The 13,178-nt window shown below is 51.6% G+C and carries 9 protein-coding genes and 2 pseudogenes; 6 read left to right on the forward strand and 5 right to left on the reverse strand.

Translation table 11 applies throughout. The features are described from left to right. Nucleotides 1-45: 45 nt before the first annotated feature. Nucleotides 46-1,095 carry a YeiH family protein gene (locus IB222_RS07885; protein WP_043016967.1) on the reverse strand — a complete coding sequence of 350 codons (1,050 nt, stop codon included), beginning with the start codon at nt 1,093-1,095 and terminating at the stop codon, nt 46-48. A gap of 244 nt (nt 1,096-1,339) precedes the next feature. Here IB222_RS07885 and yieE point away from each other — a divergent pair, with 244 nt between their 5' ends. After that, a complete protein-coding gene (gene yieE, locus IB222_RS07890; RefSeq protein WP_003834519.1) occupies nt 1,340-2,221 on the forward strand; it encodes a DNA-binding transcriptional regulator YeiE in 882 nt (293 codons plus the stop codon). A 193-nt stretch (nt 2,222-2,414) separates the two neighbouring features. After that, nucleotides 2,415-3,884, forward strand: a complete 1,470-nt coding sequence (lysP, locus tag IB222_RS07895; RefSeq protein WP_003834517.1) for a lysine-specific permease — start codon at nt 2,415-2,417, stop codon at nt 3,882-3,884. Between the two features lie 65 nt (nt 3,885-3,949). Here the strand turns inward: lysP and IB222_RS07900 are convergent. The 4 genes and pseudogenes from IB222_RS07900 to fghA all read right to left on the reverse strand — a co-directional run. Beyond that, nucleotides 3,950-4,702, reverse strand: a pseudogene (locus tag IB222_RS07900) (TonB-dependent receptor); the annotation flags it as partial. 27 nt (nt 4,703-4,729) lie between these two features. Beyond that, nucleotides 4,730-5,968: an IS110-like element ISEsa2 family transposase gene (locus IB222_RS07905; RefSeq protein WP_000219087.1), complete on the reverse strand. Its 1,239-nt coding sequence runs from the start codon at nt 5,966-5,968 to the stop codon at nt 4,730-4,732. Between the two features lie 227 nt (nt 5,969-6,195). Continuing rightward, nucleotides 6,196-7,428, reverse strand: a pseudogene (locus IB222_RS07910) (TonB-dependent receptor); the annotation flags it as partial. Between the two features lie 279 nt (nt 7,429-7,707). After that, nucleotides 7,708-8,544, reverse strand: a complete 837-nt coding sequence (gene fghA, locus IB222_RS07915; RefSeq protein WP_149385219.1) for an S-formylglutathione hydrolase — start codon at nt 8,542-8,544, stop codon at nt 7,708-7,710. A 322-nt stretch (nt 8,545-8,866) separates the two neighbouring features. Between fghA and folE the strand changes: the two genes are divergently transcribed. The 4 genes from folE to mglB all read left to right on the forward strand — a co-directional run bounded on the left by folE (nt 8,867) and on the right by mglB (nt 13,169). Further along, nucleotides 8,867-9,535 (forward strand): GTP cyclohydrolase I FolE, encoded by a 669-nt coding sequence (gene folE, locus IB222_RS07920; protein WP_003027410.1) that lies wholly within the window; start codon nt 8,867-8,869, stop codon nt 9,533-9,535. 14 nt (nt 9,536-9,549) lie between these two features. After that, entirely contained in the window at nt 9,550-10,707 is a 1,158-nt protein-coding gene (gene yeiB, locus IB222_RS07925; protein WP_148361742.1) for a DUF418 domain-containing protein YeiB, read from the forward strand. Between the two features lie 144 nt (nt 10,708-10,851). Continuing rightward, nucleotides 10,852-11,877 (forward strand): HTH-type transcriptional regulator GalS, encoded by a 1,026-nt coding sequence (galS, locus tag IB222_RS07930; RefSeq protein WP_032943995.1) that lies wholly within the window; start codon nt 10,852-10,854, stop codon nt 11,875-11,877. Nucleotides 11,878-12,170: 293 nt separating this feature from the next. Continuing rightward, nucleotides 12,171-13,169, forward strand: coding sequence for a galactose/glucose ABC transporter substrate-binding protein MglB (gene mglB / locus IB222_RS07935; protein WP_149385218.1), 999 nt, complete (start codon nt 12,171-12,173; stop codon nt 13,167-13,169). Nucleotides 13,170-13,178 lie beyond the last annotated feature (9 nt).

The raw sequence follows: 13,178 nt of genomic DNA on the forward strand, positions 1-13,178 counted from the left end.
AAAAAGGGAGAGTATAGCGGGTTAATGGAGGTGAGTCGTGATCGTTTATGCCATCAGGGCGTGGACAGCGACGTTAATCGCAGCACCACCGACAATCAACCAGACAAACAGCAGCAGGGCCATCAGTAACGGTTTGGCACCGGCTTTTTTCAGTGCGCTAACGTGAGTGGTTAACCCCAGTGCAGCCATTGCCATTGCCAGCAAAATGGTGTCCAGCGTTACCAGCATGTTCACAACCGACTGCGGCAGCAGGTGGAACGAGTTAAAAATCGCGACCACAATGAACAGGATGGCAAACCATGGAATAGTGATTTTGCTTTTCTCACCACCCGTAGCCGGAGACAGTTGTTTAACGCGAGCTGCCAGCAGGATGAGGAACGGTGCCAGCATCATGACGCGCAGCATTTTGGCAATAACCGCGGCGTTTTCTGCATCCGGGTTAATGGCGTGCCCGGCAGCCACTACCTGCGCCACTTCATGCATGGTGGAACCAATGTAAATGCCGTAGGTTTCTGGGCTAAACCAGTGTGCCAGCAGCGGATACATTGCCGGATACAGGAAGATAGCGATGGTACCGAAGATCACCACGGTGGCGACAGCGACGGTTACCTTACTGGCTTCCGCTTTCACTACCGGCTCGGTTGCCAGCACGGCGGCGGCACCGCAAATGCTGCTCCCCGCGCCAATCAGCCAGCTGGTGTGGCGGTCCAGACCAAACACTTTTTGCCCCAGGAAGCAGGCAATCATAAAGGTACTGCTCAGCGTTAACACATCAATCACGATACCGCTGACGCCGACGTCAGCAATTTGCGCGAAGGTGAGGCGGAAGCCGTAGAGGATGATCCCCAGACGTAATAAATGTTGTTTAGCAAACAGCACGCCGCCGTCACAGCTTTTCCAGATGTGCGGATAGACGGTGTTGCCGAGGACCATCCCCAACAAGATTGCTAAGGTGAGGGCGCTGAACCCGGCACCTGCGACGGCGGGAATAGATCCACCCCATAAGGCGACCCCAGTGATAACTGCACTCAGGGCAAGCCCCGGAATAAAATGCCACGCTGTACGACGATGAGTCTGCAAGGTGAGTTCTGTCATATCCTTCTCCTTTATCTGGGTAAAAGAGTACGGCGAAGTGGTTTAAAAATAAAATTGATTATATATTTATAATTAATCTATATAAGTGGTATACCCGTCATACTTCAAGTTGCATGTGCGTTGGCTGCGCTCGTTCACCCCAGTCACGTACTTAAGTACGCTCCCGGGGATGCTCTCTCTTACCGCCTTCCTGCAACTCGAATTATTTAGGGTATAAGTAACGGATATCCGGTGGAAAACGACTATGCATATCACCCTGCGACAACTTGAAGTGTTTGCTGAGGTACTAAAAAGCGGTTCAACGACCCAGGCGTCTGTCATGCTGGCATTGTCGCAGTCGGCGGTGAGTGCGGCACTTACCGATCTGGAAGGGCAACTCGGCGTGCAACTGTTTGACCGTGTCGGTAAACGACTGGTGGTCAACGAGCACGGGCGTTTGCTCTACCCACGAGCGTTGGCGTTACTTGAGCAAACAACCGAAATCGAACAGCTTTTTCGTGAAGATAATGGTGCTATCCGGGTTTATGCCAGTAGCACCATTGGCAACTATATTTTGCCGGCGATGATCGCCCGCTATCGTCAGGACTTTCCTGATTTGCCGCTCGAGCTAAGCGTGGGAAACAGTCAGGACGTGATCAATGCGGTGCTGGATTTTCGGGTAGACATTGGGCTTATCGAAGGGCCGTGTCACAGTACTGAAATTATCTCTGAACCGTGGCTAGAAGACGAGCTGGTGGTGTTTGCCGCACCATCGTCACCGCTCACAAAGGGGCCTGTTACGCTGGAACAGCTGGCTGCTTCGCCGTGGATCCTGCGTGAACGAGGATCGGGTACGCGCGAACTGGTGGATTACCTGCTGCTGTCTCATCTGCCGAGATTTCAGATGGCAATGGAGTTGGGTAACTCCGAGGCCATTAAGCATGCGGTGCGTCATGGTCTCGGGATCAGCTGCTTGTCGCGTCGGGTTATTGCGGAGCAGTTGCAGGCGGGAACGCTGAGCGAAGTTCCCGTGCCGCTGCCGCGTTTAGTCCGTACTCTCTGGCGCGTGCATCACAGGCAAAAACACATCTCCAATGCCATTACGCGTTTTTTACATTACAGCGATCAGGTCGAGCTGGGCGAATAGGGCGCTTACTGTCGTAATGTCACCTCTGTAGAACGGCGGTTATAACTTAACCGCCTTACACCGCATATTTTCTGCTTTACTTATAATCCGCGGCCAGTCATGAAGGTCTCTTATAACAGCGTATTTGTGCCGGAAGAATGCCATTTCGTCTGCTACAATCGCGCCTCATTTTTTGGATGGATAGCATTTTCACATGGTTTCCGAAACTAAAACCACAGAAGCGCCCACGCTACGTCGTGAACTGAAGGCGCGTCACCTGACGATGATTGCCATTGGAGGCTCCATCGGTACAGGTCTTTTCGTTGCATCTGGTGCAACTATTTCTGCAGCGGGTCCAGGTGGCGCGTTGTTCTCTTATATTCTGATCGGTCTGATGGTGTACTTCCTGATGACCAGCCTCGGTGAACTGGCTGCCTATATGCCGGTTTCCGGCTCGTTTTCCACCTACGGTCAGAACTACGTAGAAGAAGGCTTTGGCTTCGCGCTGGGCTGGAACTACTGGTACAACTGGGCGGTAACGATTGCCGTTGACCTGGTGGCCGCACAGCTGGTGATGAGCTGGTGGTTCCCGGACACGCCGGGCTGGATCTGGAGTGCGCTGTTCCTCGGCGTTATCTTCCTGCTGAACTACATTTCCGTTCGTGGATTTGGTGAAGCGGAATATTGGTTCTCACTGATCAAAGTTACCACCGTCATTATCTTCATCGTGGTTGGTGTGATGATGATTTTCGGTATCTTCAAAGGCGCTCAGCCGGTGGGCTGGAGCAACTGGACGACCGGTGATGCACCGTTTGCCGGTGGTTTTGCTGCGATGATTGGCGTGGCGATGATAGTCGGCTTCTCCTTCCAGGGGACAGAGCTTATCGGTATCGCGGCTGGCGAATCTGAAGATCCTGAAAAGAACATTCCACGTGCGGTACGTCAGGTATTCTGGCGAATCCTGCTGTTCTATGTGTTCGCAATTTTGATTATCAGCCTGATCATTCCGTATACCGATCCAAGCCTGCTGCGCAACGATGTAAAAGACATCAGTGTTAGCCCGTTCACGCTGGTATTCCAACATGCGGGTCTGCTGTCTGCGGCGGCGGTGATGAACGCGGTTATCCTGACGGCGGTGCTGTCTGCAGGTAACTCCGGGATGTACGCCTCCACGCGTATGCTTTACACCCTGGCATGTGACGGTAAAGCGCCGCGTATTTTCGGTAAACTGTCTCGTGGCGGCGTACCGCGTAACGCGCTGTATGCGACCACCGTGGTGGCGGGGCTGTGCTTCCTGACCTCGATGTTTGGCAACCAGACCGTGTACCTGTGGCTGCTGAATACTTCCGGGATGACGGGCTTTATCGCCTGGCTGGGGATTGCTATTAGCCACTATCGCTTCCGTCGCGGTTATGTGCTGCAGGGTCACGATGTGAAGGACCTGCCGTACCGTTCTGGCTTCTTCCCGCTGGGTCCGATCTTCGCCTTTGTGCTGTGCCTGATTATCACCCTGGGTCAGAACTACGAAGCGTTCCTGAAAGACAGCATTGACTGGGGCGGCGTGATGGCTACCTATATCGGTATCCCGCTGTTCCTGATTATCTGGTTTGGCTACAAGCTGACCAAAGGAACCCGTTTTGTTCGCTACAGCGAAATGAAATTCCCGGGCCGCGTAAAGAAGTAACAGTATAAAAAAGCATAACAAAAACCCCGGCATGATGAGTGCCGGGGTTTTTTATTGCGCCTAACTTAGAAGCTGTAAGTCATGCCAACCGTGTAACGACGTCCATCAAGGACGGTGTCGTAGGTATCGTAATCGATTTGTTTATCCAGCACGTTATACACGCCAGCGGTCATCAACAGATCCTTGGTAGCATAGTAACGTAAACCAACGTCGACCTGAGTATAGGACGGGGTGCCCTGTGCCATGGAGGTACGGCTCAGGTATTCAGACGTTTTCCCGCGCAGATTCAGACGGCTCCAGAAACCGAGATCCTGCGTAGCCTGCCAGTCCAGTGTCGTGTTAAACATATGCTTCGGCATTTTGTTCAACGGTTGGCCTGAGAACTGACCGCTTTTCTGCTCAGATTCTGTGTAGGTGTAGTTCGCGGTCCAGTTGACGTCAGAGGTTATTTTCCAGCCGAAGGTGGATTCTACGCCGCGCATATTGGCTTTATCGACGTTAACGCGATCGCTGACGAAGTCATAATGGGTGCCGCCGATGGTGCAGGCCGGATCGGAACTGCTGTTACAACGGCGAACTTCGGTGATTTTGTTTTTAAAGTCGGTATTGAACAACGTAACGCCTGCGTTGAGGTCGTTGCCGTTATCCCACAGTAAACCGATCTCTTCGCTGAGGCTTTTCTCCGGTTTCAGGTCCGGGTTGCCGACAATGATTCCGTTCAGACGACCGCCGCCGGTGACCTGTCCCCAACTGGCAGAAGACTGGCGCAGATCCGGTGCGCGATAGCCCGCGGAAACGCCGCCTTTTAAGGTCCACTTCACGCCCTGAGACATTCGACAAGCTTTTTATGGCTTCAGTAAGGGCGAGTGTCTCGCTTCGAGAGCCAGCAAATATTTCGCTTCGTCATAACAGGTTCTGGCCTTCCAGCAGCGGTAAATGATCCTTATCCATTTGAACGCCAGTGCCCGGATCGCAGACTGATGAGATTTGCCCTTTTCTCTGAGGCCCTGATAATACAGTTTGGCCCAGTATGATGAATTAACCGTCTTGGCAGCCCATTCAACAAAGGTCTGCCTGACGAACTTGGCACATTGCCATCGCCAGTGAACCCAGGATTTTTGGCCGCTTCGTTCGGTCACCGGTGCTATACCTGCGTAGTTTTGAATTTCTTCAGCGCTGTTAAACCGGTCACGGTTATCACCAAGTGCAGCAAGCATCCGTGGGCCCATGCACGGTCCCATGCCCGGAAGTGATTTGAACAGCCCCGCATCTGGCAATGTGTCAAACAGCGTTTCGATTCGTTCGTCATAGGTTTTGATGATTTCACTCACGACTTTAATTTGTGTCGCCAGTGCTGCTGCCATCAAAGCATTAGCCTCTATAACACTCGGGTCTGTAGTCAATGGGATCGCATTATCAATACTCGCAACACGTTGCTCGGTAAGGGCCATAGCGCGACCACCTTTGGCATTCAGAAAGTTGCGGATCGTGTCGCGTCTGGCTCGTTTCAGTTGTTGCAGACTGGGCCACCGGATAATCAGCTCACACAACAGTAAGCTACCCCGATGTGAGAACCACTCCAGTGGCTGAGGATAATACTGTTTAAGCGTGTTGATTATCCGGTTCACAAAGCGTCGTTTATCTTCAACCAACTGACGACGTTGCTCAACCAGTTGCTGAAGTAAGCGAATATCCGCATTGTCGGGTTCAATAGCTTTTATCTTCTGGGGGTAACGCAGCATTAACTCTAATGCCAGCTCGGCATCCTGCGGATCATCTTTAGCGCCGCTGGGCGAGAAGGCTTGCCGATAACGAGCCAGGGACAATGCGTGGACGGGGAAAACGGTGATAAAGGGGTATTTTTGAAGAGCATATACCACGGGGCCCTTCTTCAGTTCGAGAGCTATTGCGATTCTACCTTTTACTTTCTGGTGTAACTCAGTAAGCCAGGCATCAAGCGCTTCTGCTGTATGTTCAATCACATCGAATACGCGTTCACCGTTTTTAAACTGAACACAGACATCGTGTTTTTTATCAGCCCAGTCCAGACCAACGTGCGCAGCAAATTGATTAGTCACAGTCATCACCAACTCCTTTTTATCGGGGATTGGTATGCATTCCACGCTCTTCGAAAGAAATATAGCCAGCAGTTTATCTGCATGCCCTGAGTATTCGTTAGCGAACGTGGAGCACCTACTGGCTCGAAAGAAAAGCGGCGATCATCACATGATTCTCGCTCAATATTCGTAACCAGTAAGCGCATACCCTGAATCACTTCAAAGTGTAATTCTCAGGGTACGAATGACTATAGATCGCTCAGATGCCATACGCCATAGCCGCGCGGCGTCCAGTTGTCACCGTAGTTTTCATCCTTATCCATACGCAGACCGCCGGTCAGCGTGAAGGTATCGGTAACGGCCCATTCATCTTCAGCAAACAGCGCCCAGCTCCAGCGAGTCAGTTTGTTCAGTCCATCAGCAGCTTGCAGCTGGTTGCCATTATCGCGCAGTTTTTCATAACGGTATTGCCCGCCCAACGTCAGGGTGTGCGCCCCAAGGAATATCTGGTTCTGGTTATTGAAAATCGTGTTGTAGGACTTCATCTGGCGACCGGGGTTGTCGGTCTCTTCCTGCTGGACATAGCTGGTGGAGTTGAAGTCGTCGTAATAACCGCTGTGGGTTATTGAGTACGTGGTGTGCACATACTTGTTTTCGCTTTTACTGTTGGGCTTACAGCTTCCGTTGCGGCAGTTTTCCTCGGCCATGGATTTGCCCGGCGTACTGTCGCGATCCTGCAATTCACGTGCATAATCGAAATCGATGTCGTTTTTATCATCTGGCGTAAAGTTCAGGGTTAATCCCCCGCTACGCATACGCTGTTCATTGTAGCCATTAACGATTTCATCTTCCGCGCGGTGGGAGAATAATCCGGTCACCTTCGCACCAAGTAATCCGTCAATCAGTGGCCCAGACGCATAGGCGTTGGTCTGGTAAATATCGCCGGAGTCTCTGTCTTCCTGGAAAGTGGCATCGCCGTGCAGAGAACCAGTCCAGGCTTTAGTATTCGACACTTTCTTGGTGATGACGTTAATGACGCCGCCCATCGCGTCGGAGCCGTACAGGGATGACATCGGGCCACGGATTACCTCGATACGCTCGATGGATTCCAGCGGCGGCAGCCAACCTTGCTCAATACCTGAGTTGTCGCTGTTAGGACGTGTACCGCGGGTGCTGATGCGTTTACCGTTGACCAGGAAGAGTGTGTATTGCGAAGCCATACCGCGAATACTGATATCGCTACTGCTCCCCCCGCCAGTGACGACGACGCCAGGGACATCTTTTAGCGCATCGGTGACATCTCGATAGGCTTTGTCCTCAATCTGCTGCTTGGTAATAACAGATATTGAAGCCGGGGCATCCTGAATTTTCTGCTCGAAACCGGTAGCGGTAACGACCACGGTGTCTTGTTCAGCGGCATGGCCGAGTGATGGGAGGCAGGCGACGCATACTGCGGCAGCTACAGCCTTAACGTGAGGTATAGTCATTTGTATCATTCCATTTAAATGAATCAAACTGCGCGTCATGTGAAAGGCCATGACAATTGTATGTATTTGTCTTTTAAGGACTCTTTTCAGTAAAGAAGCGAGTGGATTGTACAAAAGTATGAATATTTGTAAACACAAATGATAATAGAAATCATTTGTGTTTGATGTGATTTGGAGTGAAATTCTTTTTTAATCAATAAGATAGTTGGGGAAGAAAAAAGGAGAAAAAGTGAAGGAATGATGGAGAAATGAAGAGGGCTTCCGCCCTCAACTAAGAAATTACTTCAGCAAATTCTGGGCGTGGAAGCGCAGGTGATCCTCAATAAACGACGCAATAAAGTAATAGCTGTGGTCGTAACCAGGCTGGATGCGTAGCGTCATTGGCCAAGCGGTCTGACGGGCAGTTTCGGCCAGTACCGCGGGCTGCAACTGATCGGCAAGAAACTGATCGCTGTCTCCCTGATCGATTAGCGTCGGGATCGCGTCTGCGGGTTTGCTGGCCAGCATCAACGCGCAGCTATCCCACTCTGCCCACTGTGTTTTATCTTCGCCCAGATAAGCACTAAAAGCCTTCTCACCCCACGGAACACGACAAGGGTTTACGATCGGCGCAAAGGCGGAAACGCTGGTGTATCTCCCGGGATTTTTCAGCGCCATAATTAATGCGCCGTGGCCGCCCATGGAGTGTCCGCTGATGGCGCAGCGATCGCTGACGTTAAACTGCGACTGAATCAGTGCCGGAAGCTCATCACGCAGATAGTCATACATACGAAAATGCGTTGCCCACGGCTGCTGGGTGGCATTGAGGTAAAATCCGGCCCCTTGACCTAAATCGTAGCCATCATCGTTGGCAACCTGTTCGCCACGCGGGCTGGTGTCCGGCATCACGAGAACAATACCCAGCTCAGCTGCAATGCGCTGCGCGCCTGCTTTGGTGGTGAAGTTTTCATCATTACAGGTCAGGCCCGACAGCCAGTACAGCACCGGAGGCGCGGCGTTATCACGGGGTGGTGGAAGAAAAATACTGAAGGTCATGGCGCAATTTAACGTGGCGGAGTCGTGACGCCAGCGTTGCTGCCAGCCTTCAAAACAGCGGTGCTCTTCAAGCATTTCCATGCGTGGCTCCTTGTTGTGTTGAACCTGAATGTGTTTGCGAACTCATCATAATACAGATTATTCATAGCACTGTGAGTAACTTTCACTTCCGCATTGAGCAAACATACTTCATCATCTATATAACTTTACATTAACACTCGACGTCACCGGGCTGAACGACAAGTGAAATCAGCGACGCTGAAAGGCTGTGCCAATTTCAATAATTATCACGGTGAATACTGGATTATGTGCGCCGCCTCACGCACAATGTTCTGGCTGTGACACAGCCTAAAAACTTTGCCCCATGCAGGGCAGAGGCGCCCCACCTGCAGGAGAAGAAGAAATGTCATCACTCAGTAAAGAAGCGGCACTGGTTCATGAAGCGCTGGTTGCGCGTGGTCTCGAAACCCCGCTGCGCCCGCCTGTGCAAGAGATGGATAACGAAACACGCAAACGTCTTATCTCTGGCCATATGACCGAGATTATGCAATTGCTCAATCTCGATTTGAGCGATGACAGTCTGATGGAAACTCCGCATCGCATTGCGAAAATGTATGTCGATGAGATTTTCTCTGGTCTCGATTACGCCAACTTCCCGAAAATCACCGTCATTGAAAACAAAATGAAGGTGGACGAGATGGTCACGGTCCGCGATATCACGCTGACCAGCACCTGCGAACACCACTTTGTCACTATCGATGGCAAAGCGACGGTGGCGTATATTCCGAAAGATTCGGTCATTGGTCTGTCGAAGATTAACCGCATTGTGCAGTTCTTTGCACAGCGTCCGCAGGTACAGGAACGCCTGACCCAGCAAATTCTCACCGCGCTGCAAACGCTGCTCGGGACGAATAATGTGGCGGTATCGATTGATGCGGTGCATTACTGTGTGAAAGCGCGCGGCATTCGCGATGCGACCAGTGCGACCACCACCACTTCTCTTGGCGGATTGTTTAAGTCCAGCCAGAACACGCGTCAGGAATTTCTGCGCGCAGTACGTCATCACAACTGATTAGGGCAGGAACCATGGAGCGTAATGTCACGCTGGATTTTATTCGTGGCGTTGCCATTCTTGGTATCCTGCTTCTCAATATTAGCGCCTTTGGCCTGCCGAAGGCGGCATACCTCAATCCCGCCTGGTATGGCGACATTACCTTATCTGACGCCTGGACCTGGGCGCTGCTCGATCTCTTCGCGCAGGTAAAATTCCTTACCCTGTTTGCTCTGCTGTTTGGTGCTGGTCTGCAAATGCTGCTCCCGCGTGGTAAACGCTGGATCCAGTCGCGGCTTACGTTGCTGGTGCTATTGGGATTCATTCACGGTTTACTCTTCTGGGATGGCGATATCCTGCTGGCATATGGCTTGATCGGCCTGATTTGCTGGCGGCTGATCCGGGATGCGCCGTCGGTGAAAAGCTTGTTTAACACCGGCGTGGTGCTTTATTTGGCGGGCGTTGGTGTATTGCTGCTGTTGGGTGTGATCTCCGGGAGCGAAACCAGCCGGGCCTGGACGCCGGATGCTTCAGCGTTGCTGTATGAAAAATACTGGAAAGTGAACGGCGGAATGGAAGCAATCAGCAATCGCGTGGATATGATGTCCAATAGCTTGCTGGCGTTAGGTGCGCAATATGGCTGGCAACTGGCGGGGATGATGCTGCTCGGCGCGGCATTAATGCGTAGCGGCTGGCTAAAAGGGCAGTACAGTTTGCAGCATTATCGTCGCACTGGCGTTCTGCTGGTTATTATCGGCATGGCGATTAACCTGCCTGCTGTCATCGCCCAGTGGCAACTGGACTGGGCCTACCGCTGGTGTGCCTTCCTGTTGCAAGCTCCGCGAGAACTGGGGGCGCCGTTGCAGACCATTGGTTATGCCGCGCTGATGTTTGGTTTCTGGCCACAGCTTAGTCGCTTAAAATGGGTCATTGCCGTCGCCTGTGTGGGTCGCATGGCATTAACCAACTATCTGTTACAGACCTTAATCTGCACCACGTTGTTTTATCAGGCCGGTTTATTTATGAAATTTGACCGGCTGGAGCTGCTGCTTTTCGTCATCCCGGTCTGGGCGATTAACTTACTTTTCTCTGTCATATGGCTGCGTTTCTACCGGCAGGGCCCGGTGGAATGGCTGTGGCGTCAATTAACCCTGCGTGCTTCGGGGACATCATTACCACGAACATCCAGATAACGATCTGGATCACATTCATTAACAAAATGGATGTAAGCGCTTTCATTCCTGTGACATCACTCACGCAGTCCGTTTCATTGTGCTGACAAAATACCCAGCCTGGGGTGTCTGCGGGCAGCCGCAATCTAAAACAGGGCAGTGAATATGGTAACCATTCGTGATGTGGCACGGCAGTCTGGCGTTTCTGTAGCGACCGTTTCCCGCGTACTGAACAACAGTGCGCTGGTGAGTCCCGATACGCGTGAAGCGGTAATGAAGGCAGTCACTCAGCTTGGCTATCGACCTAATGCCAACGCACAAGCGCTGGCGACGCAGGTAAGCGACACGATTGGTGTTGTCGTCATGGATGTATCAGATGCGTTTTTTGGCGCGCTGGTAAAAGCCGTGGATATGGTTGCTCAGCAGCATCAGAAGTATGTCCTGATTGGCAACAGCTACCATGAGGCGGAAAAAGAACGTCATGCCATTGAGGTGTTGATTCGCCAACGCTGTAACGCGCTGATTGTACACTCTAAAGCGCTGAGCGATCGGGAACTGGCCGAGTTTATGGATCAAATCCCCGGCATGGTACTGATCAACCGCCTTGTTCCTGGCTACGCCCACCGTTGCGTCTGCCTGGATAACATCAGCGGTGCCAAAATGGCTACCCGAATGCTGCTAAATAATGGTCATCAACGCATCGGTTATCTGGCATCAAGCCACCGCATTGAAGATGACGCCATGCGCAAAGAAGGGTGGTTAACTGCTCTGAAAGAGCAGGGGATTGTTGCGGCAGAAAGCTGGGTCGGCACCGGTTCGCCCGATATGCAGGGCGGAGAGTCCGCGATGGTGGAACTGCTGGGGCGTAACTTACAACTGACGGCGGTCTTCGCTTATAACGACAATATGGCAGCCGGCGCGCTGACCGCGCTAAAAGATAACGGCATCGCTATTCCATTACACCTTTCTATCATTGGCTTCGATGATATTCCCATCGCGCGTTACACCGATCCGCAGCTAACCACTGTGCGCTATCCCATTGCTTCAATGGCAAAAATGGCGACGGAGCTTGCGCTACAGGGGGCGGCTGGCACGTTGGATCCGCAGGCGTCGCATTGTTTTATGCCAACGCTGGTGCGTCGCCATTCAGTAGCGCTGCGGCAGAATGCGGCACCGATCACTAACTCATAACGTTGCGCGATGTAACCGCTTTCAATATGTGAGTAAATTCACAGTATATTAACAATGCGATAGCTATGATGACACTGTTTGTTGCGCTGTAACTACTATGTAACGGTGAATAATCACTTTCATCGAGGTATAGGTGCCTTAAACAAAAATTAAAGCCTGTTTTTGGAGCGTTGCCAGACACGGAAGAAATATTTTTTAAAAGTGAGCTTCGGCGTTCAGTAACACTTCAGTAACGTTCTGCCTGCCGAGCATTTATCTCAAGTACTACCCTGCATAAGAAAACCGGAGATACCATGAATAAGAAGGTGTTGACCCTGTCTGCTGTAATCGCAAGCATGTTATTCGGCGCGGCTGCGCACGCTGCTGATACCCGCATTGGTGTGACTATCTATAAGTATGACGATAACTTTATGTCTGTAGTACGTAAGGCTATTGAAAAAGATGCCAAAGCGGCACCAGATGTACAGCTGCTGATGAACGACTCGCAGAACGACCAGTCCAAACAAAACGATCAGATCGACGTGCTACTGGCAAAAGGCGTTAAAGCACTGGCGATTAACCTGGTTGACCCGGCAGCTGCTGGCACGGTCATTGAAAAAGCACGCGGACAGAACGTACCGATCGTGTTCTTCAACAAAGAACCTTCTCGTAAAGCGCTGGACAGCTATGACAAAGCGTATTACGTCGGTACCGACTCTAAAGAGTCCGGCATTATTCAGGGTGATTTGATTGCCAAACACTGGGCAGCTAACCCGAACTGGGACCTGAACAAAGACGGCAAAATTCAGTTTGTTCTGCTGAAAGGCGAACCGGGACACCCGGATGCTGAAGCACGTACCACTTACGTGATTAAAGAGCTGAACGACAAGGGCATTAAAACTGAGCAGCTGCAGTTAGATACTGCAATGTGGGATACCGCTCAGGCGAAAGATAAGATGGATGCGTGGATGTCTGGTCCAAACGCGAACAAAATTGAAGTGGTTATCGCTAACAACGATGCGATGGCAATGGGTGCAGTTGAAGCGCTGAAAGCGCACAACAAAACCAGCGTACCGGTATTTGGTGTGGATGCGCTGCCTGAAGCGCTGGCTCTGGTGAAATCTGGCGCCATGGCCGGTACCGTCCTGAACGATGCCAACAACCAGGCGAAAGCCACCTTCGATCTGGCGAAAAACCTGGCTGACGGCAAAGGTGCGGCAGATGGCACTAACTGGAAAATTGAGAACAAGATTGTTCGCGTTCCGTACGTAGGTGTCGATAAAGATAATCTGGCAGAGTTCACCAACAAATAAATACTCCGT

This window comes from Citrobacter sp. C13, from assembly GCF_014596815.2.
In the GTDB taxonomy this organism is placed as follows: domain Bacteria; phylum Pseudomonadota; class Gammaproteobacteria; order Enterobacterales; family Enterobacteriaceae; genus Citrobacter; species Citrobacter portucalensis.